Origin of the sequence: Aeromicrobium sp. WCS2018Hpa-31 (genome assembly GCF_031843905.1) — a bacterium.
GTDB lineage: Bacteria > Actinomycetota > Actinomycetes > Propionibacteriales > Nocardioidaceae > Aeromicrobium.
Genome location: NZ_JAVTJF010000005.1, coordinates 248,303 through 268,112, shown reverse-complemented (window position 1 = coordinate 268,112; position 19,810 = coordinate 248,303). Strand labels below are relative to the sequence as shown.

At 72.1% G+C, this 19,810-nt stretch carries 17 protein-coding genes; 7 read left to right on the top strand and 10 right to left on the bottom strand.

Annotation, left to right across the window (positions count from 1 at the left end; genetic code table 11):
- Positions 1–102: 102 nt before the first annotated feature.
- A complete protein-coding gene (locus RQG84_RS08540; RefSeq protein ID WP_311209687.1) occupies positions 103–663 on the bottom strand; it encodes a hypothetical protein in 561 nt (186 codons plus the stop codon).
- Positions 664–785: 122 nt separating this feature from the next.
- On the opposite strand from RQG84_RS08540, the gene RQG84_RS08535 reads away from it, so the two are divergent.
- The 3 genes from RQG84_RS08535 to RQG84_RS08525 all read left to right on the top strand — a co-directional run bounded on the left by RQG84_RS08535 (position 786) and on the right by RQG84_RS08525 (position 5,232).
- A complete protein-coding gene (locus tag RQG84_RS08535) occupies positions 786–2,432 on the top strand; it encodes a LuxR C-terminal-related transcriptional regulator (protein WP_311209686.1) in 1,647 nt (548 codons plus the stop codon).
- A gap of 66 nt (positions 2,433–2,498) precedes the next feature.
- Entirely contained in the window at positions 2,499–4,097 is a 1,599-nt protein-coding gene (locus RQG84_RS08530; RefSeq protein ID WP_311209685.1) for a catalase, read from the top strand.
- A 148-nt stretch (positions 4,098–4,245) separates the two neighbouring features.
- On the top strand, positions 4,246–5,232 hold the full coding sequence (locus RQG84_RS08525) for a malate dehydrogenase (protein WP_257729894.1): 987 nt from the start codon (positions 4,246–4,248) through the stop codon (positions 5,230–5,232).
- Positions 5,233–5,372: 140 nt separating this feature from the next.
- Here RQG84_RS08525 and RQG84_RS08520 read toward each other — a convergent pair whose 3' ends face one another.
- Entirely contained in the window at positions 5,373–5,657 is a 285-nt protein-coding gene (locus tag RQG84_RS08520; RefSeq protein WP_311209684.1) for a DUF3017 domain-containing protein, read from the bottom strand.
- A 7-nt stretch (positions 5,658–5,664) separates the two neighbouring features.
- Positions 5,665–6,528 (bottom strand): bifunctional methylenetetrahydrofolate dehydrogenase/methenyltetrahydrofolate cyclohydrolase, encoded by an 864-nt coding sequence (locus RQG84_RS08515; RefSeq protein ID WP_311209683.1) that lies wholly within the window; start codon positions 6,526–6,528, stop codon positions 5,665–5,667.
- 159 nt (positions 6,529–6,687) lie between these two features.
- On the opposite strand from RQG84_RS08515, the gene RQG84_RS08510 reads away from it, so the two are divergent.
- Together RQG84_RS08510 and RQG84_RS08505 are read left to right on the top strand one after the other, a co-directional pair.
- Complete coding sequence (locus tag RQG84_RS08510; RefSeq protein ID WP_311209682.1) at positions 6,688–7,341, top strand: TetR family transcriptional regulator; 654 nt, start codon at positions 6,688–6,690, stop codon at positions 7,339–7,341.
- Between the two features lie 91 nt (positions 7,342–7,432).
- Positions 7,433–8,053, top strand: coding sequence for a TetR family transcriptional regulator (locus tag RQG84_RS08505; RefSeq protein WP_311209681.1), 621 nt, complete (start codon positions 7,433–7,435; stop codon positions 8,051–8,053).
- Between the two features lie 18 nt (positions 8,054–8,071).
- Here RQG84_RS08505 and purH read toward each other — a convergent pair whose 3' ends face one another.
- The 3 genes from purH to RQG84_RS08490 are packed head-to-tail and all read right to left on the bottom strand — an operon-like array spanning position 8,072 to position 11,410.
- A complete protein-coding gene (gene purH, locus RQG84_RS08500) occupies positions 8,072–9,646 on the bottom strand; it encodes a bifunctional phosphoribosylaminoimidazolecarboxamide formyltransferase/IMP cyclohydrolase (RefSeq protein WP_311209680.1) in 1,575 nt (524 codons plus the stop codon).
- A complete protein-coding gene (gene purN, locus RQG84_RS08495) occupies positions 9,643–10,278 on the bottom strand; it encodes a phosphoribosylglycinamide formyltransferase (protein WP_311209679.1) in 636 nt (211 codons plus the stop codon). Before purN ends, purH begins: the two co-directional genes overlap by 4 nt.
- Positions 10,184–11,410, bottom strand: coding sequence for a DUF6350 family protein (locus RQG84_RS08490; protein WP_311209678.1), 1,227 nt, complete (start codon positions 11,408–11,410; stop codon positions 10,184–10,186). Before RQG84_RS08490 ends, purN begins: the two co-directional genes overlap by 95 nt.
- A gap of 70 nt (positions 11,411–11,480) precedes the next feature.
- On the opposite strand from RQG84_RS08490, the gene RQG84_RS08485 reads away from it, so the two are divergent.
- Positions 11,481–13,301, top strand: coding sequence for a hypothetical protein (locus RQG84_RS08485; protein ID WP_311209677.1), 1,821 nt, complete (start codon positions 11,481–11,483; stop codon positions 13,299–13,301).
- A 218-nt stretch (positions 13,302–13,519) separates the two neighbouring features.
- Here RQG84_RS08485 and sucD read toward each other — a convergent pair whose 3' ends face one another.
- The 3 genes from sucD to RQG84_RS08470 all read right to left on the bottom strand — a co-directional run bounded on the left by sucD (position 13,520) and on the right by RQG84_RS08470 (position 16,044).
- Positions 13,520–14,413: a succinate--CoA ligase subunit alpha gene (gene sucD, locus RQG84_RS08480; RefSeq protein WP_055969374.1), complete on the bottom strand. Its 894-nt coding sequence runs from the start codon at positions 14,411–14,413 to the stop codon at positions 13,520–13,522.
- A gap of 10 nt (positions 14,414–14,423) precedes the next feature.
- A complete protein-coding gene (gene sucC / locus RQG84_RS08475; RefSeq protein ID WP_055969377.1) occupies positions 14,424–15,590 on the bottom strand; it encodes an ADP-forming succinate--CoA ligase subunit beta in 1,167 nt (388 codons plus the stop codon).
- A gap of 142 nt (positions 15,591–15,732) precedes the next feature.
- The gene (locus tag RQG84_RS08470; RefSeq protein ID WP_311209676.1) at positions 15,733–16,044 is read right to left on the bottom strand and encodes a hypothetical protein; all 312 of its coding nucleotides are present in this window, start codon (positions 16,042–16,044) and stop codon (positions 15,733–15,735) included.
- A gap of 142 nt (positions 16,045–16,186) precedes the next feature.
- Here RQG84_RS08470 and RQG84_RS08465 point away from each other — a divergent pair, with 142 nt between their 5' ends.
- A complete protein-coding gene (locus RQG84_RS08465; RefSeq protein WP_311209675.1) occupies positions 16,187–16,969 on the top strand; it encodes a M23 family metallopeptidase in 783 nt (260 codons plus the stop codon).
- A gap of 350 nt (positions 16,970–17,319) precedes the next feature.
- On the opposite strand, the gene pcrA is transcribed toward RQG84_RS08465, so the two are convergent.
- Complete coding sequence (pcrA, locus tag RQG84_RS08460; RefSeq protein ID WP_311209674.1) at positions 17,320–19,695, bottom strand: DNA helicase PcrA; 2,376 nt, start codon at positions 19,693–19,695, stop codon at positions 17,320–17,322.
- Positions 19,696–19,810 lie beyond the last annotated feature (115 nt).

The window sequence follows — 19,810 nt, the reverse complement described above, 5'->3', positions numbered from 1 at the left end:
CTCGGGGTCGGCCGAAAGTCTCTCGACCTCAAGATATCCCTTCGGCGTCGGCGCGCGCCGCCCCGTCCCCCGCCCGGCCCCAGGACCGCTCCGTCCGGTCCCTCACTCGACGGCGGCCACCGCCAGGCGCAGCACGGCCTCGGCCCGCTCGGTGAGCCGGTCCTGGTCGCCGCCGAGCACGTTCGTCGTGACGACCACGCTGCCGAGGTCGGCGGCACCGGCCGCCTGCGTGCCGTATCCGCCGGCGAGGCTGCCGAACGCGATCTCCGCCGCCGCCCCGAGTCCGTCGACAGCGGTGACCTCGGGATCCTCCATCACCGACGTCATGCCCGAGCGGTAGGCCGCGTACCCGCCGTTGTCCTCGGCGGGCACCACCCCGTAGGAGCCGCTGACGCCGCGCGGGTCCTCCTCGCCGAAGTCGCAGGTGTCGACCGGGCCCGGTTCCGTCGTCACGGTGACGCCGAGCGCGTCGCCCAGCTCCTCGGCCGAGACGAGCGAGCACAGGTCGTCCGGCACGTCGGCACCCTCCTCGGGCGCCGCCCCGGCGGTGGCCCCGGACGAGGAGCCGGCCGCGGAGTCGTCGCCGGCAGGGGCGTCGCCTCCTCCGCAGGCTGCGAGGCCGAGCAGGGCGAGAGTGGCGAGGCCGACGAGGCACGTGCGCATGGGGGTTCCTCCAGGGTCGTGGGCGGCGGCCGGGAGCCGTGGCCCCAGGCTCGGCCCCCGGGCTGTCGACGGCGATGGGGAAACGGCCTAATCCACGGGCCCGACGGCGGTACCGTCTGACGGTGGGTCGAGTCGACGACGTCTCCCGAGTGGTGGGGGCCCTTCTGTGCGGCGGCCACGCAGAGGCCCGCAGCGAGGCGGCCGAGGCCCAGGACCGCGACGCCTGGCTCGCGCTCGTCGCGTTCTGGTTCGGTGGCACCGACGAGACGCTCGAGCACTCCGGACGCGCCCTCGCGGCGGCCGAGGACCCGCTCGGCCGGGCCCTCGCCCTCGCGACCGTCGGGCTGGCTCGGGCGCGGAACCGTGACGAGGTCCTGACCGACCCGTTCGACGAGCTCGAGCAGGTGCTGCGCGGTCGCGACCAGCGCGATCCCGCCTGGTGGTTCGCCCGGACCCTCGCCGCGGAGGCCGCCCTCACCTGCGCGCAGGTCGACCGCGCCCTCGCCCTGCTCCCCGACTCACAGGTCCCGTCACCGTGGGAGGGCACGGCGGTCGAGGTCCTCCAGCGTCAGCTGCGGGTCCGCGCGCTCGCCTTCGGCGGCCGGATCGACCACGCGCGGCACGAGGTCGATGCCCTCGCGTCGGTCGCCACGACACACGACCTCGCACGTCTCGCAGCCGGACTGCGCGCGCTCGTGCTGGGCAACGCCGAGCCCGCCGGCGCCGACGCCACCCACGCCCTCGTGGCCGACGTCGCCGCCAGCCCGGTCCGCGACGACCACGTCGGTCGGGGGTCGCTCCTGCTGGCCGCGTTCGGGGCGGTGGCCACCGGCGACGTGCGCAGCGCAGCCACCTTGGTGCTCCGTGCAGGCGGCGACGCCAGCCTCTCGGCGCTCACCGTGGTGGACCAGGCCCTCGGGCTCGAGCTGCTCGTGGCCGTCGGCGAGCTCGACGGCGACCAGGAGGCCGTCCGCGCCTGGGCCGGCCTCGCCGCCCCGCTGGCAGCACATCCGGCGGCGGCGTCCACGGTGCTCAGGATCCGCGCTCGCGAGGCCGCGCTGCTCGGGGACGCCCGTGCGGCGATCCTGCTCGCCGAGCAGGCCGTCGAGGCAGCCGAGGCAGCAGGTCGGGCCGTCGAGGCAGCCGAGGGTCGCGTGGTGCTGGCGAGGTCCCACCTGCTCGCCCGGCAGGTCAAGGAGGCCACCCGGACGCTGCGTGAGGCGGTCTCCGTCGCCGACCCCGGCGGCCACGCCGCGGTGCGTCGTTCGGCGTCCCAGGTCCTGAGCACGGCAGGTCGGCGCCTGCCCCCCGTCAGCGCCGGCGGCTGGTCCGTGCTCTCGCCCCGTGAGCGCGACGTGGCCGACCTCGTGCTGCGCGGCCTCGACCAGCAGGCCATCGCGCAGTCGCTGTTCCTCTCCCCCGGCACCGTGCGCTCCCACGTCTCGCGCATCCTCTGCGCCTTCGGCGTCGGCACCCGCGTCGGTCTGTTGTCCGCGCTCGGCCCACGCGGTGACGACCCCGGTCGCGACCCCGACGACCTCACGCCCCGTCAGCGCGACGTGGTCGGGCTGCTCGCGCAGGGGCGCAGCAACGTCGAGGTCGCCGCCGCGCTGGAGATCAGCGTCAAGGCCGTCGAGAAGCACGTCAGCGACGCCCTGGTCCGGTGGGACGCCGCCAGCCGGTTCGAGCTGGCCCGGCAGTGGTTGAGGGCCGAGGCGGCAGTACAAGCCCTGCCCGCGGCGACGGAACCCTCCCCGGTCGTCAGCTGACCTCGAGTCGCGCCCAGCGGGTTCCGGGGTCACGGTGGGGGGACACAGACTTCGAAGGAGCGGACCATGACGCACCACGTCCCCCAGCCCGACGACGGCACGTCCGTCGCGACCGCACCCACCCCCGAGGCCCAGAAGGGCTCGACCACCGAGACCGGCGCACCCGCCGGCTCGGACCGCAACAGCCTGACCCTCGGCGCCGACGGCCCGATCCTGCTGCACGACCGGCACCTGCTGGAGCAGATGGCCCACTTCAACCGTGAGCGCGTGCCCGAGCGCAACGTGCACGCCAAGGGCTCCGGCGCCTTCGGCACCTTCACGACGACCGAGGACGTGAGCGCGTACACCAAGGCCGCGCTCTTCCAGCCCGGCGTCGAGACCGAGATGCTGGCGCGGTTCTCCACCGTCGCGGGCGAGCAGGGCTCCCCCGACACCTGGCGCGACCCCCGCGGCTTCGCGCTGAAGTTCTACACGACCGAGGGCAACTACAACCTCGTCGGCAACAACACCCCGGTCTTCTTCGTCCGCGACACGATGAAGTTCCAGCACTTCATCCGCAGCCAGAAGCGACGCGGCGCCAGCGGGCTGCGCGACAACCACATGCAGTGGGACTTCTGGTCGCTCAACCCCGAGTCCGCGCACCAGGTGACCTACCTGATGGGTGATCGTGGCATCCCGCGGTCGTGGCGGCACATGAACGGCTACGGCTCGCACACCTTCCTGTGGATCAACGAGGCCGGTGACAAGCACTGGGTCAAGTACCACTTCCACAGCCAGCAGGGCGTGCAGGGACTCACCGGCGAGGACGCCGACACGATCGCCGGCCACGACGCCGACTTCCACCGTCGCGACCTGTTCGAGTCCATCGACGCCGGAGAGTTCCCGTCGTGGCGCCTGTCGGTGCAGCTCATGCCGTACGAGGACGCGAAGACCTACCGGCTCAACCCGTTCGACCTCACCAAGGTGTGGCCGCACGAGGACTACCCGCTGGTCGAGGTCGGGACCATGACCCTGAACCGGAACCCGGAGAACTTCTTCGCCGAGATCGAGCAGGCGGCCTTCGAGCCGTCGGCGATCGTGCCGGGCATCGGCTTCAGCCCCGACAAGATGCTGCTGGGCCGGGTGTTCTCCTACTCCGACACCCAGCGCTACCGCATCGGGCCGAACTACCACCAGCTGCCGGTGAACCGGCCGAAGAACGTGGCGCACCACAACACCTACACGTTCGACGGACCGATGGCCTACGACCACAGCGGCGACGAGGCGAAGTACGCGCCCAACAGCGAGGGCCGCGGCTACAGCGACGAGACCGGACCCGTCGACGACGGCTGGGAGGCCGACGGCGCGATGGTGCGCCAGGCCTACACCCTCCGCCCGGACGACGACGACTTCAGCCAGGCCGGTGCCCTCGTGCGCGACGTCTGGGACGACGCCCAGCGCGAGCGGTTCGTCGAGACCGTGGCCGGCCACCTGCTCGGCGGGGTGAAGGGCGATGTCCTGGAGCGGGCGTTCGACTACTGGAAGAACGTCGACGCCGACACCGGCAAGCAGATCGAGGAGCTCACGCGCGCCGGCCTCGGGGGCGACAACCCCGGCGGTGAGGACGACCAGGCCAAGGACCTGACCGCCAACGCCCTCGTCGAGACCCGCACCCACGCCGGCTGACCGTCCGTGACGTGACGGCCCCCCTGCACGCGCAGGGGGGCCTGCGTTACGTTCGTCACAGTGCCCTGGTCCGGGCGCCCCTCAGCTCATCCGCACCTCAGCTCATCCGTACAGACCTCCCTCGCCCCACCACCTCAAGGAGCTTCGAGTGACCACTCCCGTCAAGGTCGCCGTCACCGGCGCCGCCGGCCAGATCGGCTACAGCCTCCTCTTCCGGATCGCCTCCGGAGCCCTCCTCGGACCCGACACCCCGGTCCAGCTGCGGCTGCTCGAGATCACCCCGGCCCTCAAGGCGCTCGAGGGCGTCGTGATGGAGCTCGACGACTGCGCCTTCACCACCCTTGACTCGGTCGAGATCGGCGACGACGCCGAGCACATCTTCGACGGCGTCAACCTGGCCCTGCTCGTGGGCGCACGCCCCCGCACCAAGGGCATGGAGCGCGGCGACCTGCTCGAGGCCAACGGCGCGATCTTCACCGCTCAGGGCAAGGCCCTCAACGCGGTCGCGGCCGACGACGTGCGCATCGGCGTCACCGGCAACCCGGCGAACACCAACGCGCTCATCGCCATGAGCAACGCGCCCGACATCCCGCGCGAGCGCTTCAGCGCCCTGACGCGGCTCGACCACAACCGCGCGCTCAGCCAGCTGGCCGCCAAGACCGGCTCGAAGGTCGGCGACATCACGAAGCTGACCATCTGGGGCAACCACTCCGCCACGCAGTACCCGGACGTCTTCCACGCCGAGATCGGTGGCCGCCCGGCCGCCGAGGTCGTGGACGACCAGCCGTGGATCGAGAACGACTTCATCCCCACCGTCGCCAAGCGCGGCGCGGCCATCATCGAGGCGCGCGGCGCCTCGTCGGCCGCCTCCGCCGCGTCGGCCACCATCGACGCCGCCCGCGACTGGCTGCACGGCACGCCCGAGGGCGACTGGGCCTCCATGGCCGTCGTCTCCGACGGCTCCTACGGCGTCCCCGAGGGCCTGATCTACTCCTACCCCGTCACCACGAGCAACGGTGACTGGGAGATCGTCCAGGGCCTGGAGATCGACGACTTCAGCCGGGCGCGCATGGACGCCACCGCGGCCGAGCTGGTCGAGGAGCGCGACGCGGTCAAGGAGCTCGGCCTGATCTGAGGCCCCGCCGAGGCAGGATCCACCGACCGACGCCGCTGCTCCCAACGGAGCGGCGGCGTCGGTGCGTCCGGCCGGCGGGCTCTCCCCTGCCTCAGGCCGGCGGGCTCTCCCCTGCCTCAGGCCGGCGGACGTGCCTTGCCTCAGGCCGGCGGGCCGGGCGGGACCAGCAGGGCGAGCAGCGCGAGGCTGCCGCCCAGCACCGTCATCCAGACGATGTCGAACGTGCGGCCGCGCACGCGGAGCATCCCCACGTGGTCCGGTGGCACCACCACACGGGCGATCGCGCCCAGCACGAACGTCACGCCCACGACCATCAGACCGGCCCGCCAGGCGCTGAACGCCACGAGGACGAGCCCGACCGCCACCCCCACGAGGAGGAGCAGGTAGATCTGCGATCCGCGGCTGCGCGGCAGAGGCACCTTCACCGCGCCGTCATCCCCGGCTCGCGACGATCTTCTCGGCCTCGTCGACCACGTTGCTCAGGAGCATCGCCCGCGTCATCGGACCCACGCCGCCGGGGTTGGGGGCCACCCATCCGGCCACGTCCAGCACGCCGGGGTGCAGGTCGCCGACGATCTTGCCGGCCTCGTCGCGGCTGACCCCGACGTCGAGCAGGGCGGCACCGGGCTTGACCATGTCGGCCGTGATGATGCCCGGCACGCCGGCCGCGGCGATGACGATGTCGGCGCACCGCACCTCGGCGGCGAGGTCACGCGTGCCCGTGTGGCACAGCGTGACGGTGGCGTTCTCCGAGCGTCGCGTGAGCAGCAGTCCCATGGGACGGCCGACGGTGATGCCGCGACCGACGACCACGACGTTCGCCCCCGCGATCGGCACGTCGTGGCGGCGCAGCAGCTCCACGATCCCGCGGGGCGTGCACGGCAGCGGGGCGGGCTCGCCCAGCACGAGCCAGCCGAGGTTGGTGGGGTGCAGTCCGTCGGCGTCCTTCGCGGGGTCGATCCGGCCGATCACGGCGTTCTCGTCGATCCCGCGCGGCAGCGGCAGCTGCACGATGTAGAGGGTGCAGTCGGGGTCGGCGTTCAAGCCGTCGACCGCCGCCTCGATCTCGGCCTGCGTCGCCGACGCCGGGAGGTCGACGCGGATCGACTCGATCCCGATCTGGGCGCAGTCGCGGTGCTTGGCGTCCACGTACCAGCGGCTGCCCGGGTCGTCGCCGACCAGGATGGTGCCCAGACCCGGCACCAGCCCACGCTCCCGCAGGTCTGCCACCCTGCCGGTGAGCTCCGTCTTGATGGCCGCGGCCACCGCCTTGCCGTCGAGGATCTGCGCCGTCACGCGCACGAGTCTGTCACGGCTCGGCGTCCGCGAGGAACATGACCCGATGGACACTCCCCCTACACTCAGGTCCGGGAGAGTGACCCGCCTCGGTGGTCACGCTGCAGACCGGCAGGACGGTCCCGGTGCCGCAGGGCACCGCACGGGAGAGGGTGACGGATGACGACGCGGGCACAGCTGTCCCAGGAGCGCAGTCGGCTGCGACGCGACGAGCTCGTCGCCGCCGCCATCGAGCTGTTCGCCGAAGGCGGCGCACGCGCCGTCACGCACCGCGCGGTCGCACGACGGGCCGGGCTCCCCCCGGCCACCACCACCTACTACTTCGCCTCGATCGAGGAGCTGCTCCGCGAGGCCCTGCGCGACCACATCGGACGGTGGCGGGCCTCGCTCGACACGCTCGCCGGCTTCGACTCCGGGCCCCGGACGCTGCGGGTCTCCGACGTGACCCCCACCATCGTGGGCGTGTTCTCGGCCCGTGGTCCCGAGGTCGCCGCCCTCGAGCTCTCGATCTACCTCGCCGCGACCCGCGACGAGGCCCTGCGCGACGAGGCCGCCGGCGCCCTGCGCAGCTTCGAGCAGCTCACCATCGGCTGGCTCACGGCCCTCGGCGTCCCCACTCCCGAGCGACTCGCCGGCGCCCTCCTGACCGCGGTGGCCGGCACCGCCCTGCGCCGTCAGTCCGGCCTCTACTCCGAGACCGAGGAGGCCGAGCGCATGAGCGAGACGCTGCGCGACCTGGTCGGTGCCCACCTCCTGGGACGAGACGTGATCGACGGGGCCCTCGCCAAAGCGACCGGTGCGTCATTAGACTGACGTCCAACAGTCTCGGGGTACACGAAGTGAAGGACGACGCGACCATGCTCGTTGGTGCCCTGTACGTCAGCTCCCCCGGACGCGGCCACGCATGACAGACAGCACCCCTCCTGGGGGACGTGCTCGACTCAGCCAGGAACGCAGCCGGGTCCGCCGTGACCAGCTCATCACCGCTGCGGCCACCCTCTTCGCCGAGGGCGGCACGAAGGCCGTGACCCACCGGTCCGTGAGCGAGGCCGCCGACGTGCCCCTCGCCACGGTGTCGTACTACTTCGCCTCGATCGAGCAGCTCGTCGACGTGGTGTTCAGCCAGACCCTCACGTCCTGGAACGAGACCTGGAGCGCACTGCAGCCCGAACCCGGCACCGTCCTCACCCCCGACGACGTCGGCGCCATCTTCGAGCGGCTCGTCGCCGAGCACACCTCGACCACGGCAGCGCAGCGGATGCAGGTCTACCTGGCGACGTTCGCCCGCCCCCACCTCATGGACGACCTGCACGCCATGCGGGCCACCGTCGGGGCGTCGATGGTCTCGCTCGTCCAGGCCGCCGGCGTGAAGGACAGCATCGAGTGCGTCCGCGCACTCTCGGTGCTCTACACCGGAGCCCTCGTCTCGATCACCGACCCGTCGGACGACATCGCCTCCGTGGCTGCGCTGCTGCGCCGCCAGGTCGTGCGCGTCCTCGAGGACGGTCTGGACACGAGCTCCTGACGCGGCGCCGACCGCGCGTCAGTGGAAGAAGTGACGCGTGCCGGTCACGTACATCGTCACGCCTGCGGCCTGTGCGGCGGCGATCGTCTCGTCGTCACGCACCGACCCGCCCGGCTGGACGATGGCGCGCACGCCCGCGTCGATGAGGATCTGCGGACCGTCGGCGAACGGGAAGAACGCGTCCGACGCGGCCACGGCACCCCGGGCCCGGTCCTCGCCCGCCCGCTCGACGGCCAGACGGCACGAGTCGACCCGGTTGACCTGTCCCATGCCGATGCCCACCGACCCGCCGTCCTTGGCCAGGAGGATGGCGTTCGACTTGACCGCTCGGACGGCCGTCCAGGCGAAGACCAGGTCGGCGAGGAGCGCGTCGTCGGCAGGATCGCCCGACACGAGCGTCCACGAGGCGGGATCGTCGCCCGCGGCGTCGACGTGGTCGACCTGCTGGACCAGCCGCCCACCCGAGATCGGGCGCACCTCGGTGTCGGTCGCGGCGCCGTCGGACTGCGCCGTCGGCGCGGGTGACCGCAGGATCCTGATGTTCTTCTTGCCCTGCAGCACCTCCACGGCGCCCGGCTCGTAGTCGGGGGCCACAATGACCTCGGTGAAGACCTCCGCCACCTGCTCGGCCATCGCCACGCTGACCGGCCGGTTGGCGGCGATGACGCCACCGAACGCGGACACCGGGTCGCACGCGTGGGCGCGGGCGTGCGCCTGGGCCACGTCGGCGCCGACGGCGATCCCGCACGGGTTGGCGTGCTTGATGATCGCCACGGCGGGCTCGTCGTGGTCGAACGCCGCGCGTCGCGCAGCATCGGTGTCGACGTAGTTGTTGTAGCTCATCTCCTTGCCGTGCAGCTGCTCGGCCGAGGCGAGGCCACCGGTGCCGTCGGCGTAGAGGGCCGCCTGCTGGTGCGGGTTCTCGCCGTACCGCAGCACCGACGTCAGCGTGCCGGCGGACCCTGCGAAGGCCGGCCAGCCCCCGTCGACCGTCTCGTTACGCGTGTACTCGCCGGCGAACCACTCGGCGACGGCCACGTCGTAGGCGGCGGTGTGGGCGAAGGCCTGGGCCGCGAGCCGCTTGCGCTGCTCGAGCGTGAAGCCGCCGCCGGCCAACGCCCGCGTGACGTCGGGATAGGCGTCGGGCGAGGTCACGATCGCGACGCTCGGGTGGTTCTTCGCCGCGGCGCGCACCATCGACGGACCGCCGATGTCGATCTGCTCGACGCACTCGTCCGGCGTGGCGCCCGAGGCCACCGTCTCGCGGAAGGGGTAGAGGTTGACGACGACGAGGTCGAACGGCTCCACGCCCAGCTCGGCCAGCTGGGCCGTGTGGGACTCCAGACGGGTGTCGGCCAGGATGCCGGCGTGCACGCGCGGGTGCAGGGTCTTGACCCGGCCGTCGAGGCACTCGGGGAAGCCGGTCAGCTCCTCGACCGGTGTCACGGGCACGCCCGCGGCCTCGATGGTGCGGGCCGTCGACCCGGTCGAGACGATGGCGACGTCGGCGGCGTGCAGCGCCTGGGCCAGCTGCTCGAGCCCGGTCTTGTCGTACACCGAGACGAGGGCGCGCTTGATCTGTCGTGTGCTCATGCAGGGTCTCCGAGCTCGATGGTGCGGTCGTTGAGGGTGAAGCCGCGGCGAGCCAGCTCGCCGACGGAGTCGACGAGCATGCGACGCTCGCTGTTCTTGATGCGTTCGTGCAGCGTGGTCTCGTCGTCGTCGGGGAGCACCGGCACGGCCACCTGGGCCACGATCGGCCCGGTGTCGACCCCGGCGTCGACGACGAACAGCGTGGCCCCGGTGATCTTGACGCCGTACGCGAGCGCGTCGCGGGGGCCGTGCATGCCGGGGAACGACGGCGAGAGCGCCGGGTGCGTGTTGAGCGTGCGACCGCCGAACCGGGCCAGGAAGTGGGGTCCGGCGAGCTTCATGAATCCGGCGAGGACGACGAGGTCGGGTTCGTGGGCGGCGACCTGCTCGGTCAGGGCAGCGTCCCAGGAGTCGCGGTCGGGGTGGTCACCGAGCCGCTCGACGAACGTGGGGACGCCTGCACGCTCCGCGCGGGCGAGTCCCTCGATGGCGTCGCGGTCGGCACCGACCGCGACGATCGTGGCGCCGTAGGCCGGGTCAGTCGTCGCGTCGATCAGGGCCTGGAGGTTGGTGCCGGAGCCGGAGACGAGGACGACGAGGCGAACGCTCTGACGTCGCGGACTCTGGGGCACGGGCGCCACGATAGTGCGACGCCAACGCGCCGAGCGCACCGCCCAGGGCCATGACGGGCACCGCGACGAGCAGCGGCGTGAGTGCGGGCGGACCGGCCTCCGCGAGGCGTCCGGGGCCCACCGCGCCGCCGGAGATGCCGACCAGCACCCCCACGAGCAGCCCGGCGACACCACCGGCCGCCGCACCCTGGGCGCACCGGGCGAGCACGGGCCGGTCGCGGATGCCGAGCAGCGGGCCGGACGAGCGCGGCAGTCGCCACCCGGCCACGAAGCCGGCGAGCACGGGCAGCAGACCGAGCGCGACCACGAGGTCGCCGAAGGCGCCTGGCGCGGGCAGGGCCGCCAGCACCGGCAGCCCCGGGACGGCGCCGAGCTGGGAACCCGTGAGGTCGACCGACGTCTGGGACCCGAGGACGAAGCCGGGGCCGAGCAGCGCCGACGTCGCCCACGCGACCATGGTCGGCACGGCGAGCAGGCAGAGCAGCGCGAGGGCGGGAGCACCCGCGAGACCCGGGTCGAGCAGGGCCCACAGCTGCGACGCCCGGTCGACGTGCAGCACCAGCAGCGCGAGCACCACGACCGCGGCCGCGGCGAGCAGGACGAGCGCGCCCAGGGCACCGGCGCGCACGGCCTGGCGGACGTCGCTACGACGCCACGCGTCGGGCCAGAGGTCACGGCCGCGTCCGTGCGGGAGCGTGGCCCCGAGCGCGGCGCCGACCCCGGTGACCACGAAGGCCGCCGCTGCCGCGCGCACGGGATGCACGACGATCGAGGGAGTGCTGGCCACGCTGGCCAGGACGGCGGCGAGCACGCCGCAGGTCCCCGCGACGGTGGCGGCGAACGCGCCCGGCGAGTCCACCGGGTCCGGCGTCATGGCGTGCGCCACCCGAGCGGTCAGCGCCACGCACAGGAGCACCCCGCCGAGCGGCACCAGACCGAGCGTGGCGCCCTGGAGCTCGATGCCGGAGCCCTGGAGGACGAGCCAGGCGCGGGCGCCCGTGCGCAGCGACGGGACGAGGTCGGCCCCGCTCAGCAGCGCCACCCCCGAGCCCAGCACCAAGGCCGTGATCACGGTCAGGATCGCGGTGAGGAAGCCCGGACGCAGCGGTGCGGTCGCGACGGTCGGGTTCACCCCACCATCCTCCCGGTAAGGTCGTGGCGTTCCGACCAGCCACGCCGAGACCCCCGAGGAGGCGAGCTCGATGACCCGCGTCGACGAGTTCACCAGCTTCTACGAGGCGACCTCGGCGACCTGTCTGCGTGCGGTCTACGCCATGTGCGGCGACCGCCAGGTGGCCCAGGAGGCCACGGTCGACGCCTACCGTCGGGCCTGGCGCGACTGGTCGAAGATCCGCCAGCGCGACCCGCTCGCCTACGTCCGCACCGAGGCGTGGAAGCTCACGGCGCTCAGCCGCGGCACCCATCCCCTGCGACGTCGCCACGAGGAGGACGCCGACACCGCACTCCTCGAGGCGCTGCACGACCTGTCGGCCGACGATCGCCGTCTCATCGTCCTGCTGACCCTGGGCGACACGGACCTCGACCAGGCCTCGCGCGAGGTCGGGGTGAGCGCCGAGGAGGGCATCGAGGCGGTCACCACGGCGCTCGACGGCCTCGAGAAGCGACTCGACCTCTCGCTCGCCGACCTCGAGGACCGTCTCAAGGGCCTCGGCGCCGTCACCGGCCAGCTCAGCATGCCCGGGGCCGACGAGGTGCGGACCGCAGCGCGGCGAGGTCGACGCCGCAACACCGTCGCGCTCGTCGCGGCGAGCGTCGTGGCCGTGCTCGCCGGCGGGCTGGTGGCCACCGACGGCGACGCCCTGGCCACGCAGGGCGACCTGCCGTACCGCGAGAAGCTCGGCGCGGAGCGCCCCGACCTGGTGCTCGAGGCACGCAAGATCACCGCCGAGAACCTGCTGTCACCGGCCCAGGTGGCCCGGCTCGACCCCGACCAGCGGTGGGAGTCGTCGGGCACCGACGAGGACCCGAAGAACGAGACCCCGTACGCCACGTGCCCGCCGCAGCGCTTCGCCGACTCCGATCCCCTGCGGGTCTTCGTGCGCACGTTCACCGGCAGCGGCGACGCCGACGACCGGGTCGCCGAGTCGATCGAGGTCTCGCGCGACACCGCCGCCGCCGAGAAGGCCTACGACACGACGCTGGGCTGGTACGCCGACTGCAGCCACCCACGCGTCCAGCTGGTCGGCTCCTACGTGGTCAAGCGCCCGTTCGGCGACTTCCAGATCCTGCGCCTGCGGTCCCACCGGTCGCCGCAGAAGGTCTTCACCGTCGGCCTCGCGCACTCCGGCCGCGTGACCAGCACGCTGGTCCACGAGCGCACCGGAGCCTCGGGCCCGGACATCCAGGCGTTCGCGACGGCACTCAACGCCTCCGTCGAGAAGGTCTGCCGTGACAGCGGCGGACGCTGCACCGACGACTTCGAGGTGGTCCGGACCATCCCGCCGCGCACGTCGAGCTCGGTGGCCTTCCTGGGTACCGTCGACCTGCCGCCGATCGCCGACATCGACAAGGTGTGGTCGGGCACGCGACCGCTGCGACCGGAGACCAACCCCGCGGCCACCCAGTGCGACGAGGCCGACTTCCGCCGCAAGGGCCTGGAGTCCACCGCCTCGCGCGTGTTCGTCATCCCCGACGCCGTCGGCGTCCCCGCCGAGTTCGGCATCACCGAGACGGTCGGGCGGTACTCCAGCGACGACGCGGCGAAGAAGCTCGTCGACAAGGTGCGCGACGACATCGACGACTGCCCCGACGCGAACCTCTCCGCGGAGGTGACCCAGGAGAAGAAGATCGAGGGCTCCGGCTTCAGCGGCCGGTCCTGGAAGATCAGCCTCGAGGTCTCCGAGGGTGACCGCGTCGTCATCCGCACCGGCATCGTGCGGCGCGGCAAGGCCGTCGCCCAGGTGACCATGACGCCCGTGGGCGACTACGACGTGGACCGCAAGACGTGGGAGGCCCTCGTGAAGCGGGCCGGTGAGCGCCTCACGTACGCGCCGACCTCCTGAGCCGGGCCTCCTGAGCGGGGCCTCCGGAGCCGGGCGTTCCGCTCGGCCCACCTGTCCCGGGGCGGGCCTCCCGGGGCCGACCGTGTGGGCCGACCACGTGGGCCGACCGCGTGGGCCGACCTCGTGCTCCTGACGAGCCGCTCGGCGCGAAGCTCCGGGGGCACGCAGAACGGGCCCCGACCTGTCGGTCGGGGCCCGTTCGTGCAGCAGACGTGAGGTCAGCCGTTGAGGATCTCGCGCATGAGCTCGGCGGTCTCGGACGGCGTCTTGCCGACCTTGACCCCGGCGGCCTCGAGGGCCTCCTTCTTGCCCTGCGCCGTGCCCGCGCCGTCGGACACGATGGCGCCGGCGTGGCCCATCGTCTTGCCCTCGGGAGCGGTGAAGCCGGCCACGTAGCCGACGACGGGCTTGGTGACGTTGGCCTTGATGTAGGCCGCCGCCTTCTCCTCCGCGTCGCCACCGATCTCGCCGATCATGACGATCGCCTTCGTCTCGGGGTCGGCCTCGAACGCCTCGAGGGCGTCGATGTGGGTGGTGCCGATGATCGGGTCGCCACCGATGCCGATGGCGGTCGAGAAGCCGAAGTCGCGCAGCTCGAACATCATCTGGTAGGTCAGCGTGCCCGACTTCGACACCAGGCCGATGGGGCCCTTGCCCGCGATGTTGGCGGGCGTGATCCCGGCGAGCGCCTCGCCCGGCGTGATGATGCCGGGGCAGTTCGGGCCGATGATGCGCGTCTTCTTGCCCTGGGCGTAGGCCCAGAACTCCGCGGAGTCCTGGACGGGGACGCCCTCGGTGATGATGACGAGCAGCCCGATCTCGGCGTCGATGGCCTCGATCACGGCGTCCTTGGTGAACGCGGGCGGGACGAACGCGACGCTGACGTCGGCGCCCGTCTTCTCGATGGCCTCGGCCACGGTGCCGAAGACCGGCAGCTCCACCTCGGCGCCGGAGGCGTCGGTGTGGGTGACGGTCGTGCCGGCCTTGCGGGCGTTGACGCCGCCCACGATGTTCGTGCCGGCCGCCAGCATGCGGGCGGTGTGCTTGGAGCCCTCGCCGCCGGTGATGCCCTGGACGATGACCTTGGAGTCCTTGGTCAGGAAGATCGACATGTCAGCCCCTTCAGCCGTTCGCCAGCTCGGCGGCCTTGTCGGCCGCACCGTCCATGGTGTCCACCTGCGTCACGAGCGGGTGGTTCAGCTCGTCCAGGATCGCGCGGCCCTCGTCGACGTTGTTGCCGTCGAGACGGACCACGAGCGGCTTGGTGGCGCCGTCGCCGAGCAGCTCGAGCGCGCCCTTGATGCCGTTCGCGACGGCGTCGCACGACGTGATGCCGCCGAAGACGTTCACGAAGACGCTCTTGACCTGCGGGTCACCGAGGATGACGTCGAGACCGTCGGCCATGACCTGCGCCGACGCTCCGCCACCGATGTCGAGGAAGTTGGCCGGCTTCACGTCACCGTGCTTCTCGCCGGCGTAGGCGACCACGTCGAGGGTGCTCATGACGAGACCCGCGCCGTTGCCGATGATGCCGACCTCGCCGTCGAGCTTGACGTAGTTGAGGCCCTTCTCCTTGGCCTTCGCCTCGAGCGGGTCGGCCTCCTCGTGGATCACGAAGTCCTCGTGCTCGGGGTGGCGCACCTCGGAGGCGTTGTCGTCGAGCGACACCTTGCCGTCGAGCGCCTCGAGCTTGTCGCCGTCAAGACGGGCGAGCGGGTTGACCTCGACGAGGGTGGCGTCCTCCTCGACGAAGACCTTCCAGAGCGACTGGACCATGGCCACGGCCTGGTCGGCGAGCTCGGCCGGGAACTTCGCGTCAGCCACGATCTCGCGGGCCTTCGCCTCGTCGACACCGGCGTCGGCGTCGATCGGGATCTGGCGCACGGCCTCGGGGTTGGTCTTGGCGACCTCCTCGATCTCCACACCACCCTCGACGCTCGCGATGCACAGGTAGCTGCGGTTGGAGCGGTCGAGCAGGAACGAGAAGTAGTACTCCTCGACCGGGGGCGTGGCCGGCGTGACCAGCACGCGGTTGACCGTGAGGCCCTTGATCTCCATGCCCAGGATGTTGGAGGCGTGCTCGTAGGCCTCGTCGGCCGTCTTGGCGAGCTTGACGCCGCCTGCCTTGCCGCGACCGCCGGCCTTCACCTGAGCCTTGACGACGGTCACGCCGCCCATCTGCTCAGCTGCTGCCTTGGCTTCGTCGGCGGTCTGCACGACCGTGCCGAGCGTCGTCGCGACGCCATGCTTGGCGAAGAGCTCCTTCGCCTGGTATTCCATCAGATCCACGGTGATGACCGTCCTTGGTTGTCCAGGTCCTCTGAGGTAGGTCAGAGCCTCTCGGGACTCTAGCCTCTGCGCGGCCGGTCCGGGCGATGGGGTGCGTCACAGGGCCACGGGCTCGAACGGCCCCCGACCCGCCGCGGGCGCCTCACCGTGGCGCGACGCGAGAGACCTGCACCTCGTGGAGCCCCATCGCGTCCAGCGCGTCGCGGAGCTGCTGCGCGGACGCCTCGTCGGCCACGACCAGCGCGGTGGCCGCGTCCTCGGCCCTGACTGCCCACGCCGTGGCCTGCGGGTCGCTCCGACCCAGGTACACGACCTCGTGCCCGTCCGCGCTCGCCTTCCGCGCGCTCCGCAGGGCGGTGTCGTGGGCGGTGTCGTGGTCGGGGTCGAGGTCGGGGTCGGGACCGAGGAGGGCGACCACGACGCGGGAGGACTGCACGTCGAGATCGTCGCCCATGCGCGTGAACCTGCTCACACGGGGCCTGCCATCCACGCGGGGAACCCGGCGTTCGGCGCTCGATCGTGGCCTTTGCTCCTTGACCAGACCCGTGCGTCCTCTAGACTCGTCGGGTCCCGCCCTGCCGCCCGGAGGTTCCTGCGTGTCTTCGTCTGCCCCCAAACGTCGTCTCGACGTACGGCAGCAGACCCCTCGCGACACCCTCCCCGGCGGACGTCGAGCCGTCAGCCGCCCGCAGCGCCGTCGTCGGAGCTTCCGGCTGACGCCCGCCGCAGCGGGTGCCTTCGCCCTCGTCGTCGCAGGCATCGGAGCCGGCGCCTTCTCGTCGCAGGCCGACCGCGGCGCGCTGCAGTCGGGCTACCAGACGATCTCGGCCAGCTACACCGGCACGCAGGACGTCGACGTCACCCCCGAGATCGACAAGGCGACGCTCCAGCGCCAGACGGAGCAGCAGGCGTCGCAGAAGCTCAAGGTCGACGAGGAGCTGCGCGACAAGGCGCAGAACGTCGCCGACGAGTACAAGTCCAACCAGTGGGTCCTGCCCGTCACCGGCTATCGCCTCACGGCGCGCTTCGGCCAGGCCAGCTCGCTGTGGTCGAGCACCCACACCGGCCTCGACTTCGCCGGACCGTCGGGCTCGACCATCGTCTCGGTCGCCGCGGGCACCGTGACGTCGGCCGGCTACGAGGGCGCCTACGGCAACCGCACCATCGTCACGCTCGATGACGGCACCGAGATCTGGTACTGCCACCAGAGCCGGATCTCCGTCAACGTCGGCGACAAGGTCGGCGCCGGCCAGACGATCGGCTACACCGGCTCCACGGGCAACGTCACCGGCCCGCACCTGCACCTCGAGGTGCGCCCGGGCGGCGGCGGACCCGTCGACCCCGACACTGCGCTCCGCGAGCACGGCGTCACCCCCTGATCCTGCCGGGTCCGAACGGCCGGTCTCGAGCCGTGCTGGGCTGATCGGCATTCCTGCACGCTCCGTCGCGCACGTGCTCACTGCTGCGCCGCCCTGGATCCGACCCCGGTCGGCCCCCGAGAAGCCTCGACGGACCAGCCCCTGCGCCGCGCCCGAGCCCGCCGTCAGAGGTAGGTCTCGCACCGAACCACGCCGTCAGAGGTAGGTGACGCACCTGACGACGCCGTCAGAGGTAGGTCTCGCACCTCAAACGACCCGGATCCGGTGCGTCACCTACCTCTGACCAGCCGATCCCGTGAGCCACCTATTTCTGACCGTGCGGAGCCGGCCAGGACGGCGGGGCCGATCGGTCAGAGCTTCTCGACGGGGGCGTAGCGCAGGAGCAGGCGCTTGACGCCCTGGGAGCCGAAGTCGACGCTCGCGACGGCGTTGTCGCCCTGGCCGTCGAGGGCCACGACGGTGCCGAGGCCGAAGCTGTCGTGGGTGACGCGGTCCCCCGGGTCGAGCGAGGGGATGTCGCGCTTGCGCTGCGACCGGGCCGCCGCGGCCTTGGCCGTGAACGCCGGGGCGCTGGACGTGGACCGACCGCTCGACGACGCGGCCCGGGTCCAGGCCGTCGGCGACTGCGCCTCTCGACGCCAGTCGAGCAGGTGGCCGGGCAGCTCGTCGAGGAAGCGCGACGCCGGGTTGTACGAGGGAGCGCCCCACGCCGCCCGGCTCATGGCGCGCGTGACGTAGAGCCGCTCGCGGGCCCGAGTGATGCCGACGTAGGCGAGACGTCGCTCCTCCTGCAGCTCGGAGGCGTCGCCGAGGGCCCGCAGGTGCGGGAAGACGCCGTCCTCGAGCCCGGTCAGGAACACCACCGGGAACTCCAGGCCCTTGGCGGTGTGCAGGGTCATCAGGGTGACCACCCCGTCACCCTCGTCGGGCACGGCGTCGGCGTCGGCCACGAGCGCGACCTGCTCGAGGAACGCCTCCAGCGACCCGCGCGTCAGGTCGCCGTCCTCGCGGCCGGTCTCCTCGTCGGTGACCGTCGAGGCGTTCACGACGAACTCGCGTGCGACGGCCACCAGCTCGGCCAGGTTCTCGACGCGGGTCTCGTCCTGCGGGTCCTTGCTCGACTCGAGCGCGGTCAGGTAGCCGGTGCGGGTGAGCGCGGCCTCGAGCACGACGTCGGCGGGTTCGCCCGACAGGGCCAGCTCGCGCAGCTCGGCCATGGTCTCGGCGAAGGTGGTGACGGCGTTGAGCGAGCGCGAGGCCAGGTCACCGGCCTCCTTCGCGCGCTGCAGACCGTCCCAGAACGAGATCTGCTCGCGTGCGGCGAACCGCTCGACCGCGGCCTGCGCGCCGTCGCCGATGCCGCGCTTGGGCTCGTTGACGATGCGTCGCAGCGAGACCGTGTCGCGGGGGTTGATCAGCGCGCGCACGTAGGCGAGCGCGTCCTTGATCTCCTTGCGCTCGTAGAACCGGACCCCGCCGACGACGCGGTACGGCAGGCCCACGCGGATGAAGACCTCCTCGAACACGCGCGACTGGGCGTTGGTGCGGTAGAAGACGGCGACGTCGGACGCCTTGGCGTCGCCGGCGTCGGTGAGCCGGTCGACCTCGTCGGCGATGAACTGAGCCTCGTCGCGCTCGTCGTCGCCGACGTAGCCGACGATGCGCTCGCCCTCGCCGGCCGCCGACCACAGGTTCTTGTCCTTGCGGCCCTCGTTGCGGCTGATGACGGCGTTGGCGGCGTTGAGGATGGTCTGGGTCGAGCGGTAGTTCTGCTCCAGCAGCACGGTGGAGGCGTTCGGGTAGTCCTCCTCGAACTCGAGGATGTTGCGGATGTTGGCACCGCGGAAGGCGTAGATGGACTGGTCGGAGTCGCCCACGACCATGAGGTCGAGGTCCGGGTCGGTCTCGGGGTCGCACAGCTCGCGCACGAGGGCGTACTGCGCGTGGTTGGTGTCCTGGTACTCGTCGACGAGCACGTGCCGGAAGCGGCGGCGGTAGGTCTCGCGGACGTCGGGGAACGCCTGGAACAGGTGGACGGTCTGCATGATCAGGTCGTCGAAGTCCATGGCGTTGGCCGCGCGCAGCCGCTGCTGGTAGAGCCCGTAGGCCTCGGCGTAGAGCTCCTCGGTGCCGTTGGTGGCGTGACCACCGGCGGACTCGTGGTCGACCAGGTCGTTCTTGAGGTTGGAGACCCAGTGCAGGACAGCGCGCGGGTTCACCCGCTTGGGGTCCAGGCCCATGTCGCGGCAGACCATGGTCATGAGGCGTCGGGAGTCGGCCGCGTCGTAGATGCTGAACGTCGACGTGTAGCCGAAGCGGTTGGCCTCGCGCCGCAGGATGCGCACGCACGAGGAGTGGAACGTGCTCACCCACATGGCTCGCGACGGCCCGCCCACCAGCTCGGCCACGCGCTCACGCATCTCGGCGGCGGCCTTGTTGGTGAAGGTGATGGCCAGGATCGAGCCCGGATGGGCGCCGCGCGCGGCGATCAGCCAGGCGATGCGTCGGGTGAGGACGCGGGTCTTGCCCGACCCGGCACCGGCCACCACGAGCACCGGACCGGGAGCGTGGGACACGGCAGCCCGCTGGGCGTCGTTCAGTCCCTCGAGCAGCGTCTCCGAGCGCGCCGCGCGTCGCCCGGACCGCTCGCTGCCGGCACCGCCTCCGGTGCCGTCGGAGGGAGACGGGGGGCGGGCACCTTGGGGCACGGGGAACGGCAGCGTCATGACCGGTCCAGCCTAGACGGGAGGCCTGACACCCCGATCCCGCCACCTCCGGCTCGCCTGCCACCGGGTCGGCCCGACCCGGCTCTCCCGCGGACTTGATTGTGTCACTACAATG